The 19,334-nt window shown below is 33.3% G+C and carries 20 protein-coding genes; 15 read left to right on the forward strand and 5 right to left on the reverse strand.

Going from position 1 to position 19,334, the window contains the following annotated elements; translation table 11 throughout:
• Positions 1-13 precede the first annotated feature (13 nt).
• Positions 14-1,180, reverse strand: a complete 1,167-nt coding sequence (locus AC2D8K_RS09360) for a hydroxymethylglutaryl-CoA synthase (RefSeq protein ID WP_002450136.1) — start codon at positions 1,178-1,180, stop codon at positions 14-16.
• Positions 1,181-1,534: 354 nt separating this feature from the next.
• On the opposite strand from AC2D8K_RS09360, the gene AC2D8K_RS09365 reads away from it, so the two are divergent.
• On the forward strand, positions 1,535-2,815 hold the full coding sequence (locus AC2D8K_RS09365; protein ID WP_002450135.1) for a hydroxymethylglutaryl-CoA reductase, degradative: 1,281 nt from the start codon (positions 1,535-1,537) through the stop codon (positions 2,813-2,815).
• A 60-nt stretch (positions 2,816-2,875) separates the two neighbouring features.
• Here the strand turns inward: AC2D8K_RS09365 and AC2D8K_RS09370 are convergent, their stop codons facing one another.
• Positions 2,876-3,313 (reverse strand): CHAP domain-containing protein, encoded by a 438-nt coding sequence (locus tag AC2D8K_RS09370; protein ID WP_002450134.1) that lies wholly within the window; start codon positions 3,311-3,313, stop codon positions 2,876-2,878.
• 311 nt (positions 3,314-3,624) lie between these two features.
• Positions 3,625-3,840 carry a sterile alpha motif-like domain-containing protein gene (locus tag AC2D8K_RS09375; RefSeq protein ID WP_002450133.1) on the reverse strand — a complete coding sequence of 72 codons (216 nt, stop codon included), beginning with the start codon at positions 3,838-3,840 and terminating at the stop codon, positions 3,625-3,627.
• A 183-nt stretch (positions 3,841-4,023) separates the two neighbouring features.
• Here AC2D8K_RS09375 and cidR point away from each other — a divergent pair, with 183 nt between their 5' ends.
• The 6 genes from cidR (at position 4,024) to AC2D8K_RS09405 (ending at position 11,196) form a co-directional block, all read left to right on the forward strand.
• Positions 4,024-4,902, forward strand: a complete 879-nt coding sequence (gene cidR / locus AC2D8K_RS09380; protein ID WP_002450132.1) for a cidABC operon transcriptional activator CidR — start codon at positions 4,024-4,026, stop codon at positions 4,900-4,902.
• 244 nt (positions 4,903-5,146) lie between these two features.
• Complete coding sequence (locus AC2D8K_RS09385) at positions 5,147-5,539, forward strand: CidA/LrgA family protein (protein ID WP_002450131.1); 393 nt, start codon at positions 5,147-5,149, stop codon at positions 5,537-5,539.
• Positions 5,536-6,225: an LrgB family protein gene (locus AC2D8K_RS09390; RefSeq protein ID WP_124228157.1), complete on the forward strand. Its 690-nt coding sequence runs from the start codon at positions 5,536-5,538 to the stop codon at positions 6,223-6,225. The genes AC2D8K_RS09385 and AC2D8K_RS09390 overlap by 4 nt, the downstream gene beginning before the upstream one ends.
• A gap of 44 nt (positions 6,226-6,269) precedes the next feature.
• Positions 6,270-8,009, forward strand: a complete 1,740-nt coding sequence (locus AC2D8K_RS09395) for a pyruvate oxidase (RefSeq protein WP_002450129.1) — start codon at positions 6,270-6,272, stop codon at positions 8,007-8,009.
• A gap of 231 nt (positions 8,010-8,240) precedes the next feature.
• Positions 8,241-10,307 carry a glucose-specific PTS transporter subunit IIBC gene (gene ptsG / locus AC2D8K_RS09400; protein WP_002450128.1) on the forward strand — a complete coding sequence of 689 codons (2,067 nt, stop codon included), beginning with the start codon at positions 8,241-8,243 and terminating at the stop codon, positions 10,305-10,307.
• A 130-nt stretch (positions 10,308-10,437) separates the two neighbouring features.
• Positions 10,438-11,196 carry a CPBP family intramembrane glutamic endopeptidase gene (locus tag AC2D8K_RS09405; RefSeq protein ID WP_002450127.1) on the forward strand — a complete coding sequence of 253 codons (759 nt, stop codon included), beginning with the start codon at positions 10,438-10,440 and terminating at the stop codon, positions 11,194-11,196.
• Between the two features lie 127 nt (positions 11,197-11,323).
• Here AC2D8K_RS09405 and AC2D8K_RS09410 read toward each other — a convergent pair whose 3' ends face one another.
• The gene (locus AC2D8K_RS09410; protein ID WP_002450126.1) at positions 11,324-12,379 is read right to left on the reverse strand and encodes a zinc-dependent alcohol dehydrogenase family protein; all 1,056 of its coding nucleotides are present in this window, start codon (positions 12,377-12,379) and stop codon (positions 11,324-11,326) included.
• Positions 12,380-12,596: 217 nt separating this feature from the next.
• Here AC2D8K_RS09410 and AC2D8K_RS09415 point away from each other — a divergent pair, with 217 nt between their 5' ends.
• From AC2D8K_RS09415 to AC2D8K_RS09430, 4 genes are all read left to right on the forward strand, one after another.
• Complete coding sequence (locus tag AC2D8K_RS09415; RefSeq protein WP_484698549.1) at positions 12,597-13,004, forward strand: acyl-CoA thioesterase; 408 nt, start codon at positions 12,597-12,599, stop codon at positions 13,002-13,004.
• Positions 13,005-13,079: 75 nt separating this feature from the next.
• A complete protein-coding gene (locus tag AC2D8K_RS09420; protein WP_002450124.1) occupies positions 13,080-13,412 on the forward strand; it encodes a thioredoxin family protein in 333 nt (110 codons plus the stop codon).
• Between the two features lie 313 nt (positions 13,413-13,725).
• Positions 13,726-14,574, forward strand: a complete 849-nt coding sequence (locus AC2D8K_RS09425) for a YitT family protein (RefSeq protein ID WP_002450123.1) — start codon at positions 13,726-13,728, stop codon at positions 14,572-14,574.
• An 81-nt stretch (positions 14,575-14,655) separates the two neighbouring features.
• Positions 14,656-15,627 carry an alpha/beta hydrolase fold domain-containing protein gene (locus AC2D8K_RS09430; RefSeq protein WP_002450122.1) on the forward strand — a complete coding sequence of 324 codons (972 nt, stop codon included), beginning with the start codon at positions 14,656-14,658 and terminating at the stop codon, positions 15,625-15,627.
• A gap of 58 nt (positions 15,628-15,685) precedes the next feature.
• On the opposite strand, the gene AC2D8K_RS09435 is transcribed toward AC2D8K_RS09430, so the two are convergent.
• Positions 15,686-16,015, reverse strand: a complete 330-nt coding sequence (locus AC2D8K_RS09435; protein WP_002450121.1) for a hypothetical protein — start codon at positions 16,013-16,015, stop codon at positions 15,686-15,688.
• 455 nt (positions 16,016-16,470) lie between these two features.
• Between AC2D8K_RS09435 and pgsB the strand changes: the two genes are divergently transcribed.
• From pgsB to AC2D8K_RS09455, 4 genes are read left to right on the forward strand one after another with little or no spacing between them, the layout of a single operon-like run.
• The gene (gene pgsB, locus AC2D8K_RS09440) at positions 16,471-17,628 is read left to right on the forward strand and encodes a poly-gamma-glutamate synthase PgsB (protein ID WP_002466961.1); all 1,158 of its coding nucleotides are present in this window, start codon (positions 16,471-16,473) and stop codon (positions 17,626-17,628) included.
• Position 17,629: 1 nt separating this feature from the next.
• Positions 17,630-18,082 carry a poly-gamma-glutamate biosynthesis protein PgsC gene (gene pgsC / locus AC2D8K_RS09445; RefSeq protein WP_002450119.1) on the forward strand — a complete coding sequence of 151 codons (453 nt, stop codon included), beginning with the start codon at positions 17,630-17,632 and terminating at the stop codon, positions 18,080-18,082.
• A gap of 26 nt (positions 18,083-18,108) precedes the next feature.
• Entirely contained in the window at positions 18,109-19,182 is a 1,074-nt protein-coding gene (locus AC2D8K_RS09450) for a CapA family protein (RefSeq protein ID WP_037551667.1), read from the forward strand.
• Positions 19,172-19,333, forward strand: coding sequence for a hypothetical protein (locus AC2D8K_RS09455; protein WP_002450116.1), 162 nt, complete (start codon positions 19,172-19,174; stop codon positions 19,331-19,333). The genes AC2D8K_RS09450 and AC2D8K_RS09455 overlap by 11 nt, the downstream gene beginning before the upstream one ends.
• Position 19,334 lies beyond the last annotated feature (1 nt).

Genomic DNA, 19,334 nt, shown 5'->3' on the forward strand with positions numbered 1-19,334 from the left:
TTTCTGATAAAGTTTATTTTGGAACGTGGTATTCACGAATATTGTCATTAATTGCTTTTAAATAGAAGATGGATTGATCATTTTCAACTTTATCTTGTTGTTCATCAAATTCTAATTCGTCAAAACGTTTAAAGAATGTTTCGTAGTCTTCAACTGACACTTCTTGACGTTGTTTTAACGCAGATTGATGACTTTCGATATCTAAGTGATTTTGATAACCATCAACAACATTAGCACTAAAGAATTCGCCGACAGAACCTGAACCGTAACTAAATAGTCCGATTGTTTGTCCACTTGATAGTTCATGATTTTCTAATAATGAAATAAGACTTAAATATAATGAACCAGTGTAAATATTACCTACATAACGATTGTAATAAACCGCATCTTCATAACCTGCTCTTAGACGTTCTTGCGTTGTTTCATCAGCGTCATCAATAATTGATTCTAATGCTTTTTTACCCATTTTTGTAAATGGCACATGGAAACATAATGATTCGAAATCAGCTAATGATTTATTTTCACGTTTAGCATATTCGTTCCAACTATGTTGGAATGAGCGTATATAGGCATCTTTAGATAATGCACCATCAACTAATGGATAAGCATGGCCTGTTGGTCTCCAGAAATCATATACATCTTCTGTGTAAGCGACAGCATCATCATTAAGTTGTAAGATGCTAGGATTGTGTGAAATCATCATTGCTACGGCACCAGCACCTTGTGTAGGCTCTCCACCAGATTGTAAGCCGTAACGTGCAGTATCACTTGCAATAACTAATACCTTTTCTTCTGGACGATTAGCAAGGTAATCTTTAGCTAATTGAATGGCAGGTGTTGCAGCATAACATGCTTCTTTCATCTCAAAGCAACGTGCAAAAGGTTGAATTCCTAGTAAACGATGCAATTGAACGGCTGCGGCTTTAGCAGAATCAATTGCAGATTCAGTTGCAACAATAACCATACCGATTTTCTTTTTATCTTCGTCTGTTATAATATCTTTAGCAGCATTTGCTCCCATTGATACGATGTCTTGATTGACTGGACTTACAGCCATTTCAGTTTGGCCAATACCAATTAAAAATTTATTTGGGTCAACTTGGCGTGCTTCTGCAAGCTTTGCCATGTCTACATAAAATTTGGGTACATAAAAGTTAATTTTATCTATACCTATGTTCATAAGGCGTACATCCTTTCAGTTTTAAAAGTAGCATTAGTATCATACCAAAATCATTTAGTGATATACAATGAATATAACAGATTTTACTCTTAATGTATAACAGTTATGTAAGCGTTTTAATAATTGCTTTAAATAGCTTTTTGAATCAAGTTGAATTTAAAAAACATAGCGAGCAATGTTGTTATAATTTAAAAATTTTAGAATGTTTTATAAGATTGAGGAGACATATAGGTAGTATCATCTACAAGACGATTACGCTTTTATGGAAATATTTTAAATTTTAGATTAAAGCATACACGTTTGATTGCGAATAACGATGATAACTAAAAAATGTTAAATAAAGGAGAAACATAAATGAAAAAATTAGACAAAGGGTTCCGTCATCTTTCACGAGAAGATAAATTAGAGCAATTAGAATCATATGGTTGGTTATCTAGTGATAATCATGACATTCTTTTAAATCATCCACTGATAGATGAAGATGTTGCAAATAGTTTAATAGAAAATGTAATTGGACAAGGTACTTTACCGGTGGGATTATTACCTGAAATTATAGTTGATGATCAATCTTATGTGGTACCAATGATGGTAGAAGAACCATCCGTAGTAGCTGCTGCAAGTTATGGGGCTAAATTAGTAAACAATACCGGTGGATTTAAAACAGTTTCTAGTCAACGATTAATGATCGGACAAATTGTATTTGATGGCGTGACTGATACGGAAAGTCTATCACAAGCGATTCAAGATAAAGAAGATCAAATCCATCAAATAGCTGATGAAGCTTATCCATCTATTAAAGCAAGAGGTGGCGGTTATCAAAAGATTGAAATAGATTCATTCCCAGATCAGCAATTGTTATCGCTTAAAGTTTATGTCGATACTAAAGATGCGATGGGTGCTAATATGTTAAATACCATTTTAGAAGCCATTACAGCACATCTGAAAAATGAATTCCCAGATGAAGATGTATTAATGAGTATATTATCAAATCATGCAACTGCCTCAGTAGTTAAGATACAAGGAGAAATAGACATCAAAGATCTTAATAAAGGTGGACGTGATGGTGAAGCGGTCGCACGTAGAATGGAACGTGCTTCAGTATTAGCACAAGTAGATATCCACAGAGCAGCAACACATAATAAGGGTGTGATGAACGGTATTCATGCTGTCGTTTTAGCGACTGGTAATGATACACGTGGCGCAGAGGCGAGTGCACACGCATATGCAAGTCGAGACGGACAATATAGAGGCATTGCGACTTGGACATATGATCAAGAACGTCAACGTCTTATCGGCACAATTGAAGTACCAATGACACTTGCAATAGTGGGTGGAGGTACGAAAGTATTACCAATTGCTAAAGCATCACTTGATTTATTGAATGTTAAATCTGCACAAGAATTAGGGCATGTTGTGGCAGCAGTTGGTTTAGCACAAAACTTCTCAGCATGTAGAGCTCTTGTATCAGAAGGGATACAACAAGGTCATATGAGTTTGCAGTATAAATCATTAGCTATTATCGTAGGTGCAAAAGGTGATGAAATTGCACAAGTAGCAGATGCGCTTAAACAAGAAGACAAAGCCAATTCAGCAAAGGCAAAAGCTATTTTAGAACAAATAAGACAAGATAAATAAGTATAAAAAAGGACATTGTTTGCAATCACAATTGCAGTAACAATGTCCTTTTTAATGTCTTTAATAAATGTAGTTATAATTACGAGCAGATGCTTTACTTATAATTCGCGTCCCATATCCATATGGACGATTATAATTGTATTCTGATATTTTGATATTGCCGTTATTATATATTCTTTCTACTACGGCAACATGTCCGTAATAACCTGCTGTTGATTGCATAACAGCATATCGTCTAGGTGTATGACCAGTAGCATATCCAGAACGTCTTGCGTTGTAATACCAATTTTTCGCATTTCCCCATCGATTAGAAACAGGTTTACCTAATTGAGCACGTCGTTGATAGGCCCACCATGTACATTGACCTTTATTGTAATAATTTTTATATGAAGCTGCTTCTGACACGTGTGTCTGTTCAGCTGTTTGATAAGCAATAGTCCCAGTTAACAAGATTCCAGTAGCGATTATGACACGAGATAGTAATTGTTTTAGTTTCATTTTTTTCTCCCAAAAATCGTTTTTTTTATTTAGTAACCGTATTCATAATAGATGTAAAAAAGATAGAATACAACATTAGAAACGAATTATACAAGTAACTGTAACGCTACTGAAATAAAAATAGGTTATTTGTAATAATATTTATATTTGCATGCAATTTGCATTATTTTACATTAGGTTAAAAAATAAAAAACTGCCAATAAAGTACGAAACTTTATTAGCAGCGTTCGACGTCATTTAAGACGTTTTCGAGATGATAGACTCCATGTATTCATTATGTTAGATGAATGCTAAATAACAATTAACATAGATCATACATTAGTGAATTGGTTGAAGACTGACAATGCTCTTTTAACAATCGTCATTGATAAGTCTTCGGGACACGGATTAGTTCGAAAATATGACAATATTTCACTTTGGCTCTTCACTTGTCTAGGAAAATTGTTATCTTGATTAATCCAATCAACCAATTCGCCTAATGGTGTGTCATCACCAAGAAAATTTTGCATAAATTCGTAAAAGCTCAATACCTCACCTCGAATAATCAATTTGAGCCAGACTAAATTATAACACAGTTAGCAAAGTGACAATGCATAATGTGTAAATAAAAATATACAAAACTACAATCAATCGTATACTGATGTTTCATACATATAAAACAAAGTGATAATGTATAATAAAAGAAATACATTTTTGAATGGGTGAGTTGCGTGGATATTAAACATATGAAATATTTTGTTGAAGTTGTGAGGCAAGGCGGTATGACTAATGCATCGAAGTCTTTATTCATAGCTCAACCTACTATTAGTAAAGCAATCAAAGATATTGAAGGTGAGATGGCAGTACCATTGTTTGATAGGGAGAAGAGGCAACTTATATTAACAGATGCAGGCCAAATCTTCTTTAATAAATGTAAAGAAATCATTGCACTTTATGAAAACTTGCCATCTGAAATCAATAGTTTATATGGATTAGAAACAGGTCATATGGATATAGGGCTTTCAGCAGTGATGAATATGCAATCCTTAATTAATATGATTGGTGATTTCCACCAACATTTCCCCAATGTAACCTTCAACTTTGTGGAGAATGGCGGAAAATATATCGAACAGCAACTATTAAATGATGAATTGGATTTTGGTATTACAACATTACCTGTTGATCAACAACGATTTGAAGCCATTTCCTTAAATAAAGAATCGTTATGTGTAGTTATCCACCATGAGCATCCTTTAGCACGGTTCCAATCTGTAAAAATGAAAGAGTTAATTCAAGAGGACTTCATTTTATTTAATGATGATTTCTATTTAAATGATAAAATTATAGAAATTGCTAAAAACGCTGGTTTTATACCTAATATGGTGTCTCAAATTTCACAGTGGAACGTCATCGAAAATTTAATCAGTAATCAACTTGGTATCGCTATATTACCTTATTCTATTACACAACTCATGAATGAAAATGTACGTGTTCTAAAAATCGAAGATGCACATGTAGACTGGGAGTTAGGTATTGTTTGGAAGCAAGGGAAACGTTTAAGCTATGCAGCGAATAAATGGATTGATTATTTAAGAGAACGCTTAGTATAAGTGAATAATGAATTATCAATTATTTAGTATGAATGTAAGACGAATGATAAATATAAAGTAGAGCTCCCCGTCAAATTGGGGGCTTTTTTCGTATTTTGCTCAAGATAGCGCTTCCATAGATTTGAGGAATGTTTAATATTCGAAAAATGTATTTTAATAATAGAACAAGGGAGACTATAATTACATGTATCACTAAAAAATTGTTGTAACAATTTGGACAAATTTTTTAGAAGGGATAGATCGCATGCATAAGGTGAGAGATTTACTACAACTTTTTGTACAAATCATTCTTATATTACTTATTTCATACATCGGTACCGAAGTGCAGCGCTTATTACACATTCCTTTAGCAGGTAGTATTGTGGGTCTACTCATGTTTTATCTATTGTTACAGTTTAAAATTATCCCTGTATCATGGGTAGACGAAGGTGCAAACTTCCTATTAAAAACAATGGTATTTTTCTTTATCCCGTCTGTAGTTGGCGTTATGAATGTAGCATCAGATATTACACTAAACTACATACTGTTCTTTTTAATTATCATTTTAGGGACATGTTTAGTGGCTTTATCTTCTGGTTATATTGCTGAAACGCTAGTGAAAAGAGATGATGGTGGAAAAGGAACGGATAAGTTATGACAAATATATTGCAAGCTACTATCATGATTCTGCTTACGATTGTGGTATATATCATAGCTAGAAGACTACAAGATCGATACAACAATCCTTTTTTGAACCCTGCATTAATTTCATCGATACTCATTATAGCTATTCTGCTTATGTTTGGCGTTAGCTATAAAGATTACATGAAAGGTGGGGAATGGATAAATCATATTTTAAACGCAACCGTCGTTTGTTTGGCTTATCCACTCTATCAAAATAGACATAAGATAAAGAAATATCTATTTGTGATTTTCACGAGCGTGTTAACTGGTGTAGTACTTAATTTTATGTTAGTATACGTAACGTTGAAAATCTTTGGCTATTCAAAAGAAACCATTGTAACGATGCTACCAAGGTCTATTACGGCAGCCGTAGGGATAGAAGTATCCAATGAACTTGGTGGTACAGACACCATTACAGTGCTCTTTATAATAGCTACAGGGTTAATAGGCAGCATTCTAGGTTCAATGCTATTGCGTATGGGAGGCTTTCAGTCATCTATCGCGAGAGGCTTAACCTATGGTAACGCTTCTCATGCTTTCGGTACGGCAAAAGCACTAGAATTAGATATAGAATCAGGCGCATTTAGTTCGATTGGTATGATATTAACTGCAGTAATCAGTTCGATTTTAATACCAATTCTTATTTTATTGTTCTATTAAAGGGAAGAAACTCATATAAATAGAAAGGGAGGCTATTTGAAAAAATGGCAAAAATCAAAGCAAATGAAGCATTAGTTAAAGCATTACAAGCATGGGACATCGATCACTTATACGGAATCCCAGGAGATTCAATCGACGCAGTAGTAGACTCTCTACGTACAGTTAGAGATCAATTCAAATTCTACCACGTACGTCACGAAGAAGTAGCAAGTTTAGCTGCTGGTAGTTATACAAAAATCACAGGTAAAATTGGGGTTGCATTAAGTATTGGTGGTCCTGGTTTAGTTCACTTATTAAACGGTATGTACGACGCTAAAATGGATAGCGTTCCTCAATTGATTATTTCTGGTCAAACAAACGATAGTCTTTTAGGTACAGGTGCTTTCCAAGAAACTAACTTATCTAAGTTATGTGAAGATGTAGCGGTTTACAATCACCAAATTCAAAAAGGCGACAATGTATTTGAGGTTGTTAACGAAGCAATCCGTACTGCTTATGAGAAAAAAGGTGTAGCTGTTGTTATCTGCCCTAACGATCTTTTAACTCAACCAATTAAAGACACAACTGATAAACCAGTTAACACAACTAAACCAAAAGCAATTGCACCTAAATTCAAAAACATCAAAAAAGCTGCTAAATTAATCAATAAAAGTAAAAAACCAGTTGTACTTTTCGGTGTTGGTGCACAACATGCGAAAGATGAATTACGTGAATTCGTAGAAATGGCTAAAATCCCAGTTATTCACACATTACCAGCAAAAGCAATTATTGCTGATGATCATCCATATAATTTAGGTAACTTAGGCCAAATCGGTACTAAAGCATCTTATCAAACAATTCAAGATGCAGACTTATTAATCATGATTGGTACTAACTTCCCATTCGTCAAATATTTACCTAAGAAAAATATTAAAGCGATTCAAATTGATACTAAAGAAGAAAATATCAGTCACCGTTTCGACATCAATGTTGGTATCTTAGGCGACAGTAAAATTGCGTTACAACAATTAACTGAAAACATTAAACATGTTGCTAAACGTCCATTCTTAGACAAAGCATTAGACCGTAAAGCGGTTTGGGATAAATGGATGGAACAAGACTTAAATAACAATAATTCACCATTACGTCCAGAACGTTTAATGAAAGCAATCAATGACAACTTAAAAGAAGATGCAATTGTATCTGCAGATGTTGGTACATCAACTGTATGGTCAACACGTTACTTAAACTTAGGTGTTAATAATAAATTCATCATCTCAAGTTGGTTAGGTACAATGGGTTGTGCACTTCCTGGTGCTATGGCATCTAAAATTGCATACCCAAATCGTCAAGCTGTAGCTATCGCTGGTGACGGTGCATTCCAAATGGTTATGCAAGACTTTGCAACTGCAGTTCAATACGATTTACCATTAACAATTTTCGTATTAAATAATAAACAATTAGCATTCATTAAATATGAACAACAAGCTGCAGGTGAATTAGAATATGCCATTGATTTCTCTGATATGGATCATGCTAAATTCGCTGAAGCTGCTGGCGGTAAAGGTTACACAGTTAGAGACGTTAGTCGTTTAGATGATATTGTTGAAGAAGCAATGTCACAAGACGTACCAACTATCGTTGACGTACATGTTGACCCTAACGCTGCACCACTACCAGGTAAAATTGTTAACGCAGAAGCACTTGGTTATGGTAAATGGGCATACAGATCTATCACTGAAGATAAACACTTAGACTTAGATCAAATCCCACCAATCTCAGTAGCAACTAAACGTTTCTTATAATATAGAAGCAAAGTGCTTAAACTCAGCCAAAATAGTTTGGCTGAGTTTTTTGAAATTACTATTGTAAACGCTTAAACAAATGTGTATACTATATTTAAATTAAATATAACATTTGCGTGTTACTGGTTAAGCAGGCATGAGCAAACAGATGATCATTTAATATGGTCTTGTTTGTTCATGCCATTTTTTATGTGCATGCGAGTGATTTCAATATGAGAGGAATGTTTTTACATGTTTAAAAAGCTCTTTGGGCAATTGCAACGTATAGGTAAAGCATTAATGCTACCTGTCGCAATTTTACCGGCAGCTGGGATTTTACTTGCATTTGGGAATGCAATGCATAATGAACAGTTAGTCAAAATTGCACCATGGTTAACAAACCATGTATTTGTCATGATTTCTTCAATCATGGAAGCAGCAGGGCAAGTTATCTTTGATAATTTACCATTATTATTTGCAGTCGGAACAGCACTTGGATTAGCAGGAGGAGATGGCGTAGCAGCATTAGCAGCGTTAGTTGGATATTTAATTATGAACGCGACAATGGGTAAATATTTAAATATTACAATTGATGATATCTTCACTTATGCAAAAGGCGCAAAAGAATTAAGCCAAGCAGCAAAACAACCTGAATATGCACTTGTATTAGGTATTCCAACCCTACAAACGGGTGTGTTTGGCGGTATTATCATGGGGGCTGTAGCCGCATGGTGTTACAACAAGTATTATAATATTACTTTGCCAGCATTTTTAGGATTCTTCGCAGGTAAACGTTTCGTACCAATTGCGACATCAGTAGCTGCAATTATTGTAGGTATTGTATTAAGTTGGATATGGCCACCTATTCAAACGGGATTAAATGACTTATCTAACTTCTTACTAACGAAGAACTTAGTATTAACAACATTTATTTTCGGGGTTATAGAACGTTCTTTAATTCCATTTGGATTGCATCATATTTTCTATGCACCATTCTGGTTCGAATTTGGACATTATACAAATCATGCTGGAGAACTCGTACGTGGTGACCAACGTATTTGGATGGCGCAATTAAAAGATGGCGTACCATTTACTGCAGGAACATTTACAACTGGTAAATATCCATTCATGATGTTTGGTTTACCAGCTGCAGCATTTGCAATTTATAAAAATGCACGTCCAGAACGTAAAAAAATCGTTGGTGGTTTAATGCTATCAGCAGGTTTAACAGCATTCTTAACAGGGATTACAGAACCACTTGAGTTCTCATTCTTATTTGTAGCACCATTATTATATGCGATTCACGTCGTATTAGCAGGATCTTCATTCTTAATCATGCATTTATTAGATGTAAAAATTGGTATGACATTCTCAGGTGGATTTATCGACTATGTATTATTCGGTTTATTAAACTGGGATAAAACACATGCATTACTAGTGATTCCAGTTGGTATCGTATACGCAGTTGTGTATTACTTCTTATTCGACTTTGCAATCCGTAAATTCAACTTAAAAACACCAGGTAGAGAAGATAAAGAGCAAGAGGTCAGAGATTCAAGTGTCGCTAAATTACCATTTGATGTTTTAGATGCAATGGGTGGTAAAGATAATATCAAACACTTAGACGCATGTATTACACGTTTAAGAGTTGAAGTAAATGATAAAGCTAAAGTAGATGTTCCAGGATTAAAAGCATTAGGTGCTTCTGGTGTACTTGAAGTTGGTAATAACATGCAAGCGATTTTTGGTCCAAAATCAGACCAAATTAAACATGATATGGCGAAAATCATGAATGGTGAAATTACTAAACCAAGTGAAACGACTGTGACAGAGGAAGACTCTGAAGAACCAGTTCATGTAGAAGATATTAAAGAAACTGAAATTTACGCACCAGGTGTTGGTCAAATTGTTCCATTATCTGACGTACCTGATAAAGTATTTTCAGAAAAAATGATGGGCGACGGTGTTGGATTTATTCCTGAAAAAGGTGAAATTGTAGCACCATTCGATGGTACAGTTAAAACCATTTTCCCTACAAAACATGCCATTGGTTTAGAATCAGATACAGGTATTGAATTATTGATTCATATCGGTATTGATACAGTTAAACTAGATGGAGAAGGTTTCGAAAGTTTAGTTAAAGCAGATGATAAAGTAACGCAAGGACAACCGTTAATGAAAGTGAACTTAGCTTATCTTAAAGAACATGCACCAAGTGTTGTAACACCGTTAGTAATTACTAATCTAGGTGATCAAACATTAACAGTTGAAAAGACAAGCAGTGTTGAACCAAGCCAACGCATTATGAAAGTTAAATAGCTATATATAAGTGCACATTTTAAATTTTTAAAATGTGCACTTTTTTAATAGGGTTGACATGTATATTAATAACTAGCAGTATAAAATTGTATAGCACATAATATGTTTAATACTGTTGGAGGTTCAAAGTATGATTGATTCCAAAATGAATAAGAAAGATAATGTAAGACATAATGGGAATAAAATGATGAATATATTCATTATCATTGTTTTGACAATCGTGATACAAATTCCTGCAGCCATGTCTATTATTGCACTGCCTTTTTCATTAAAACTCAATGATTGGTATACTATCGCTTTAAGTATGCTTATTCTTGGTTTAGCGTTATTTATTGTCTGGGCAATAAGGTCGTATTACTTATTTCGTACATATGAAAACCAATATCTTAAAATGACTATGAAAGATGTCTTGAAAAATATTGCCTTCTTTATTCTAGCTATTATTTGTAGCATAACTAGTAATGCTTTAATGTTCATTTTTATTGGTGATTCAGGAACCAAAAATGAAAAAATGATTGATGAGAGTCTCGATTCATTAATGGATAAAAGTCATTTACCTCATCTTTCTATTGTATTAGTAACAATATTATGTCTGTGTTTCATAGGCCCTTACCTTGAAGAACTCGTTTTTCGAGGGATTTTTAAAGAAACCTTATTTATGAAAAGCCGATTTTGGTTACCTTTAATCATTTCGTCTGTAGTGTTTAGCTCACAACATTTATCAACAAATATATTCTCATTTGGATTATATTTCTTAATGGGATGTGTGCTTTATGTCGCTTATGATAGAAGACGAAATATTAAAGATAGCATGATGGTACATATGTTAAACAATTCTATTACGACAATTCCTTTGTTTTTAGTATACTTATATATTTACTTTAAATAATAGCAAATCATCTCTTTTAATAAATTAAAAAGTATTTTACTTTAATTTAAAAGGATCATATTATCGATTAAATGTGTAATCAATAATATGACCCTTTATTTTTCAATATCTAAAATAATAAGAATAATTAAGCTTCTATGATATCATTTTCAATTAATAATTTAATCGCTTTATGATCTGTAGCATTTCTAAATAAATCATATGCATTTTCAATATCGCTTAATTTACTGTAATGTGTCACTAATTGTTCTGGTTGAATGATTTTACTTTTAAGTGCTTCTAAAAGTTCTTCTGTAGTATTACCAGAAACTAATCCAGTTGAAACGTTAATGTTTTTAATCCATAATTTGTCGATATCAAATTGAACAGGTAAACCATGAACACCTACATTAGCGATTGTACCATCTACGCCAATAAGTTTTTGACATAAATCAAATGTTTGTGGAATACCCACAGCTTCGATTGCTACATCTACACCACGATGGTTAAGTTTGTATACTTCTTGAATCGCTTGTTCAACATTACTTGAATTAATCGTATGTGTAGCACCTAATGATTTAGCAGTTTCTAAACGGTTGTCATCCAAGTCAATCATAATAATTTTAGAAGGTGAATAGAATTGAGCAGTTAATAATGTCGCTAATCCGACTGGTCCAGCACCCACAATGGCTACTGTACTACCAGGCTTTACTTTTCCTTTTAACACACCAATTTCATATCCAGTAGGTAAAATATCTGAAAGCATTACAAGTGCTTCATCAGGTAATGATTGAGGTGCATGATATAAAGAATTATCGGCAAATGGTACTTTAACGTATTCAGCTTGTGTACCATCAATTAAATGACCTAAAATCCATCCACCATCGTTTTCGCAATGTGCATAAATTCCTTTTTTACAATAGTAGCATTTACCACAAGAAGAAACGGCAGAGACAATAACTTTGTCGCCAACTTTAAAATTGTTTACATTAGATCCTACTGATTCTACAATACCAATACCTTCATGACCTAGTGTTGTATTTTCAGGTACTTCAGGTGTATCTCCTTTAATAATGTGTAAGTCAGTACCGCAAATTGTCGTTTTGACCATACGAATAATGGCGTCAGTACTTTCTGTAATAACAGGTTTTTCCTTATCGATTAATTGTGCCACACCAGGCTTTGCATAGTTATAGGCTTTCATATAAATCCCTCCAATGATATTGTGAATTATTTCACAATTATTATACCACAAAATGACGAGTGATAATTTAATATCAAAAAAATATAGTAGAAAAATTATAAAAACACTTACCTATAAATGCACAATTAATTATAGAAAGAAATATTTTGAAAAGATGAAAATATTGATTATATGGCGTAAAATAGAATTGAGTATAGATATAAAGGAGTTATCAGTAATGCATACGACTGAAGGGAAATTAGTAGTAGATACTGAAATAGAAGTCAATGGCTACGATATTGATGCAATGGGGATTGTGAGCAATATCGTCTTTATTAAATGGTTTGAAGACTTGCGTACTATTTTTATCAATCAATATATGAATTATTCTGAAATGATAACACAAGGTATTTCGCCTATATTAATGAAAACAGAAGTGGATTATAAAGTACCTGTGACGATACATGATCGTCCAAGAGCGCGTTGTTGGATGATAAAAGCAAGTAAAATGAAATGGATTTTCAAATTTGAAATCGCGACTAAGGATAACGTTCACTGTATTGGCTATCAAACGGGTGGCTTTTATGACTTAGAAAAGCAAAAGATAACAAAATTGCCACAAGTTTTCCAAGATATTTTAAATTAGAGTGGAAGTTGATTGACGAAATAGAACTGCATACCTTATGATATATACCAATTTCAAGACAAGAGGGTGTATGGTATGGTTGAGTCAATTCGTGATGTATCCCAATTTAAAACAATAATTAATACACAACCCTTAGTAGTGGTACATGTAATGAGGGAACAATGTGGTGTTTGTCATGCTGTTTTACCACAATTGAAAGATATATTAGATACGTCGTATCCAAAAGTGACATTGGCGACTATTAATCAAAATGAAGTACCCGAAATTGCAGGAGAGTTAACTATTTTTACAGTACCTGTTGATTTAATATTTATGAATGGTAAAGAAATGCATAGACAAGGTAGATTTATTGATATGCAGTCATTCGAAAAACAATTAGCTATCATGTATGACCAAATAGATGATTAAATAAGAAATGATGAAGGCACCTCAAATTGATGATTCAATTTGGGGTGTTTTTTATGGAAAAATCAATATCAATTTAACCCGAGTTGTTGGGGCATAGATATGATAAATGTTATGATAAAAAACGTGTGAAAATTTTAGATTATAGTATGATATGGCGTTAATCATTAATATTTAACTTGTTAAAAGAGGACGTTTCATACAAGTAGGACAGGCGTGATTTAAATAGATTGATGACACCATGTAAACTTTTCATCACCTATCAACATGTAAAGGCATTAGTTTTAAATATTTTTTATGTAATAAGGAGGCTCAAATGGAAAAACATTCTCGTAGTTATCATATTAAAAATACTATTTTTTGTTTGTTAGGTACATTGTTAATTGCACTTGGAGTTAACTGTTTTGTTATTCCTGGAAACTTAGGTGAAGGTGGCGCTATCGGTATGTCTTTAGTACTGAAGTATACACTTGGTTTATCACCGGCACTAACGTCTTTCGTTATCAATGCCTTTTTAATAGTTATCGGTTGGAAGTATTTAAGTAAAACAACAGCCATTTATACAGTCATTACAATTACTGCAAGTTCTATTTTCTTGGATTTAACAAAGTCTTTAAGTTTGGGGATCGATGAAAACTTTATTAATGCGGTATTTGCAGGTGTATTTATTGGCGTAGGTTCAGGTCTAGTCATTGTTTCTAGAAGTACGCTAGGTGGTACATCGGTTATTGCCCGTATTATTAGTAAATATTCCGAAGTAAAAACGTCTCAAGCGTTGTTTATTCTAGATGCACTTGTCGTATTATCATTCTTAATCGTATTACCCGTGACTAATGTGTTGTATACGATTGTGATGTTGTTTATTGTTGAAAAAGCAATGGCATTTGTCGTTGAAGGTTTCAATCCTAAAAAAGCGGTAACCGTTATTTCTGATCACAATAAAGAGATCAGTTCGGAAATATACCAAGCGACTGGCAGAGGTTCGACATTATTAGATGGTAAAGGTGCGTATCAACTTGATAATACCGATATATTATATGCTGTAGTATCTCAGACACAAATTGCTACAGTTAAAAAGATTGTCAATCGTTATGATGACCAAGCCTTTTTAGTTATCCATGACGTAAGAGACGTCTTAGGCAATGGCTTTATGAATATCAAATAATACAATGTGATGAGCGTTTATAAGACCAATCACGAGAAAGTGTTATATGATAGAAGTAAAGAATATAGGAGGTGCAAGTCATTGTTTAAAAAAGCACTTGCTGTAATTAGCTCAACTGTATTAGGAAGTATATTTTTTGCTAAAGTAAAAGAAAAAAGAAGTTACCGTAGTTTTGTACAGGAGAAAATGATGCGATTGAACGGTATGAAAAAGTCATTTGATAATGTTGAAGGTGCGAAAAAAGCACTTGAACGAACTAAAGATGAGACGGCAGGTAAATATGGCGGTACATCGTATGAATTTAAACATCATGTGAAGAAAAAAGATTATTATGGCTCACTAGTTTATATTGTTAATGATCAAAGTGACCGTAAACAAAAAACGGTATTATATATACACGGTGGTGCTTGGTTTCAAGATCCATTACCGTATCACTTCGAATTTATCGATTTACTTGCAGAATCGTTAAATGCAAAAGTTGTAATGCCAATCTATCCGAAAGTACCACATAGAGATTATGTGACAACAGATATATTGTTACATCATTTATACCAACATTTACTTAATAAAGTTGATGATGCTAAACAAATTGTGATAATGGGTGATTCTGCTGGTGGTCAAATTGCTTTATCATTTGCACAATCGTTAAAAGAAAAGCAATTAACACAACCAGGACATATTGTACTTTTATCACCTGTATTAGATGCTACATTTAGTAATCCAGAAGCCAAGAAGTATGAGCAAGAAGACCCTATGTTAGGTATAGAAGGTAGTAAATATTTAGCTACATTATGGGCAGGCGATACGCCTTTAGAGGATTATAGAATCTCACCTATGAATGGGGATATAGAAGGTCTAGGTCACATTACGATTGTGATTGGTACCAAAGAAACATTGTATCCAGATGCACTCAAACTCTCTCATATGCTCAACGAAAAAGGCATTGCACATGACTTTATACAAGGCTATAATCTGTTTCATGTTTATCCTATTTTTCCGTTACCAGAACGCGAGCGTTTCTTAAAGCAACTTCAAAACATCATAAAAAAATAACCCTATGCTAAATTATTTTCGCTAGGGTTTGTTTGGAATATAACAGCGAATTCATTTATCAATATGTTTGATAATTTGAATTCGCTGTTTTGTTATCTATATGTTCATTTTGATGCTTACTCTTGTCATTTGTATCTACATTTTTATAATTTGTTGTTGTATATGAATGAGATTTTGATGAAGCTTCTTCATTTTTTAGAGAAGTATTGACGGCTTCATCGCTATTACGAGTTTTATTGTTGATCTTCGTATGATCTGTATCTAATACAGAATTAGTCATGTCTTTCCCTTGTAAACTCCCAATTAGAATGAATGATAAGTATAAAGTTGTCACAATTAAGATAATCGCCAAATAAATACCGATAGCGAATTTAACTGACTTTTCCATTCTTCTCCTCCTAAGGTCTGAGTAACTACACTCTTAATGTAACATTTAATTTTTAAGATAGTGTAAATTCCTAGTAAAAAATATATGACTTAATTAGACGTTGGCACAAATACGTCTAACTATGGATATTACTAATAATGTAAGCTTATCTGTTAAATCAGGAATCGCATCTTTACATTCCTTTACAAATTTTTAATCTTTGGTTAAAAGAATTAAAACTGAATCAACAACCAAATGATAGGCTACTACTAGTAAGTAGTAGATTAAGCATTTTTGACTAAGAATTTTAAGCTAATATTTAAAACATATTGACTTTTAATTAATGGTTTTTATAGACTTTATAGTGATGGAAACGTTTGAATAATTTGTATTTATCTAAATTTTATATAAATGTAATTATACATGTATTGTTCCATTCACAATTCAATATACATAGAAAAGAGAGGGATTATAGCGTGATTCTCATAATAGTATGTGTCGTGTTGATTCTATGGCTAGGCATTAAGGAGAAAAATCGCCATGCGAATCGACTTAAGAAAATCCCTATACGAATCAACATTAATGGTATTCGAGGTAAATCAACCATAACTCGAATGGCATATAGTGTGCTTAGAGAAGACCACTATAGAGTCATAGGGAAGACAACAGGAACTGACGCAAGAATGATGTACTGGTTTACCCAAAAAGAGTACCCAGTGATTAGAAAACCTCAAGGCGCCAACATTGGTGAGCAACGTGATATCATCCGTAAAGTTGTTAAACAAAAAGCGAATGCACTTGTTAACGAATGTATGGCTGTTAATCCAGATTATCAAATTACTTTCCAAAAGGACTTAGTTAAAGCGAATATTGGCGTTATTGTCAATGTTATGGAAGACCACATGGATGTGCTAGGTCCAACATTACAAGATGTTGCCCAATCATTTACAGCAACGATTCCATATAAAGGTAAATTAGTTGTAATGAAAGATGAATTTACAGAATTTTTCGCTAAAGAAGCTAAAAAGCGTAAAACTGAATTAATCGTGGTGGACAAAGAGCAAATACCAGAGTCTTACTTAAGAAAGTTTGATTATTTAGTCTTTCCAGATAATGTAGCCATTGTGTTAGGCATTGCTCAAGCAGTAGGCATTGATAGTGAGACAGCCTTAGAAGGTATGTTAAATGCGCCAGCAGATCCAGGAGCAGTGAGGATTAAATACTTCCATGCTAATAATACTAAAAATGTATTTGTTAATGCATTTGCTGCCAACGAACCACAATCCACTAAGGCCATTTTAAATAAAGTGGAATCATACAATTATCCATATACGAAAAAAGTGGTCATTTTAAATTGTCGTTCTGACAGAATCGATAGAACACAACTATTTGTTGATAATTTCTTAGAAGATATTGATTACGATACGTTGATTTGTACCGGAAAAAGTACTCAGATGGTGTCAGATTTAATGCATCGTTTACCAGACAAGAGATATTTGAACTTTGAAGGACAAGATTTTACAGAAATTGAAAAAGCTATTATGAAAGAATCTGACAATGCACTTGTCTTTTGTGTAGGTAATATCCACGGCCCAGGTGGAAGAATAGCGGAATTCATAGAAGGGATAGAATAAAATGATAGGTTCAGAATTATATTTCTCCTTATTTGTAGGTGTCGTTCTCAGTCTTATTTTTGCTGAGAAATTTGGTATTAACCCTGCAGGACTGGTTGTACCAGGTTATTTAGCTTTAATTTTTGATCAACCCATCATGCTTTTATCAGTACTTATAATTAGTTGTTTAACATTCTTCATTGTAAATAACGGTATTAGTAAATGGGTTATTTTATATGGTAGAAGAAAGTTCGCAGCCATGATTCTAACAGGTATGGTATTGAAGTTTATATTTGATTTGATTTATCCATTGACCCCATTTGAAATGGTCGAAGTTTCCGGTATTGGGGTAGTAATTCCTGGTATCATCGCTAACACAATTCAAAAACAAGGTGTTGTAATAACATTATCATCTACAATGTTATTAACATGTATTACATATGTCATCTTGTTCTTATACAGTTTTATTAATTAATCAAGAACAAGGAGCGCGTAATAACAATGAAAAAGAAAAAACGATTAACGCCAAGCGAATGGTTGCTCAAACAATCTAAACGGCATAAGCGTAGAAATACATTGTATACAGCCATCGTCCTACTTATCGCTTTAGTATTAATAGTCTTCGCTATTCGCGCGGTCAAAGTAGTACCAGTTAAGAGTGATGCGAAAGATCCAAGTAGTATCCGAATGACATATTTAGGCAATATTACATTAAATAAACATATTCGACAAAATAATCTCAATAGTGTCTTTGCTGGTTTACAAGATCCGTTAAAAAATAGTGATTTCTCAACAGCATCGCTTTTAGTTAATGACTTTTCAAATGATCCTAAGAAAGAAATTGAAAAGAATTTAGAAAATATCATGTTCTTAAAGAAGCAGAATATTAAAAGTGTCAATTTAATTAACCAAACTACCGACAACATTACTGCTAGAGACTTAATGGAGAAAGTAGAATCACAAGCGGGATACAACTTTTTAACTGGTAATGGTTCAAATCCTATAAACAGTAAAACAATTCAACAAAATATTAAAGGTAAGAAAATTGCGAATGTATCCTTTACAGATGTTGAATCTAATTATGCAGAGCCACTTAAAAATACGACGTCTATTAGTTTAGATCCAGATATTTTTTATCCGTTAATCAAAAAGTTAAAAGAGAACAATGATTATGTCGTTGTTAATGTAGACTGGGGTATCCCTAATGAAAGAAATGTTACTGACCGTCAAAGAGAATATGCACATGCGTTATCAAAAGCAGGTGCTGATGTAATTATCGGTCACAATTCAGTCATTCAAAAAGTTGAAAAATATAACAATACACCCATTTTTTATAGCCTAGGAAATACAACATCAGACGATTTCCTATCCAAAAACCAAAAAGGTATGGTTGTTCAAGATGATTGGAAAGGTAAAAAACATAAGTTCCATCTTACACCAATACAATCTAAAGACGGTAAAATCTCACAAGATGATATGAATAAGATGGACCATAAACGTTTCCATAATAATATTAAAGATCAGTCAATCAATCTTAAAAAAGCTGACGATGGAGGTTATACATTTGAATATTAAAAAGCATTGGCTACCCATTACTGTCATTATTATAGTCGTCATCATTTTCCTACTCGTCATATTTGCAAGAGCGAATGAAGGTTTAGATAGTTATGAACAACAAGAACTGAAAAATGGAGAACAGCAATATCTTTCAAAAGGGGCCAGTTAGG

The sequence above is a fragment of the Staphylococcus sp. 510 genome (assembly GCF_057219715.1).

Bases quoted from the DNA above. Each gene is read 5' to 3' on its own strand.
- AC2D8K_RS09360 (WP_002450136.1), bottom strand. From the start codon at position 1,180: ATGAACATAGGTATAGATAAAATTAACTTTTATGTACCCAAATTTTAT.
- AC2D8K_RS09365 (WP_002450135.1), top strand. From the start codon at position 1,535: ATGAAAAAATTAGACAAAGGGTTCCGTCATCTTTCACGAGAAGATAAA.
- AC2D8K_RS09370 (WP_002450134.1), bottom strand. From the start codon at position 3,313: ATGAAACTAAAACAATTACTATCTCGTGTCATAATCGCTACTGGAATC.
- AC2D8K_RS09385 (WP_002450131.1), top strand. From the start codon at position 5,147: ATGCATAAGGTGAGAGATTTACTACAACTTTTTGTACAAATCATTCTT.
- AC2D8K_RS09390 (WP_124228157.1), top strand. From the start codon at position 5,536: ATGACAAATATATTGCAAGCTACTATCATGATTCTGCTTACGATTGTG.
- AC2D8K_RS09395 (WP_002450129.1), top strand. From the start codon at position 6,270: ATGGCAAAAATCAAAGCAAATGAAGCATTAGTTAAAGCATTACAAGCA.
- ptsG (WP_002450128.1), top strand. From the start codon at position 8,241: ATGTTTAAAAAGCTCTTTGGGCAATTGCAACGTATAGGTAAAGCATTA.
- AC2D8K_RS09405 (WP_002450127.1), top strand. From the start codon at position 10,438: ATGATTGATTCCAAAATGAATAAGAAAGATAATGTAAGACATAATGGG.
- AC2D8K_RS09410 (WP_002450126.1), bottom strand. From the start codon at position 12,379: ATGAAAGCCTATAACTATGCAAAGCCTGGTGTGGCACAATTAATCGAT.
- AC2D8K_RS09415 (WP_484698549.1), top strand. From the start codon at position 12,597: ATGCATACGACTGAAGGGAAATTAGTAGTAGATACTGAAATAGAAGTC.
- AC2D8K_RS09420 (WP_002450124.1), top strand. From the start codon at position 13,080: ATGGTTGAGTCAATTCGTGATGTATCCCAATTTAAAACAATAATTAAT.
- AC2D8K_RS09425 (WP_002450123.1), top strand. From the start codon at position 13,726: ATGGAAAAACATTCTCGTAGTTATCATATTAAAAATACTATTTTTTGT.
- AC2D8K_RS09435 (WP_002450121.1), bottom strand. From the start codon at position 16,015: ATGGAAAAGTCAGTTAAATTCGCTATCGGTATTTATTTGGCGATTATC.
- pgsC (WP_002450119.1), top strand. From the start codon at position 17,630: ATGATAGGTTCAGAATTATATTTCTCCTTATTTGTAGGTGTCGTTCTC.
- AC2D8K_RS09450 (WP_037551667.1), top strand. From the start codon at position 18,109: ATGAAAAAGAAAAAACGATTAACGCCAAGCGAATGGTTGCTCAAACAA.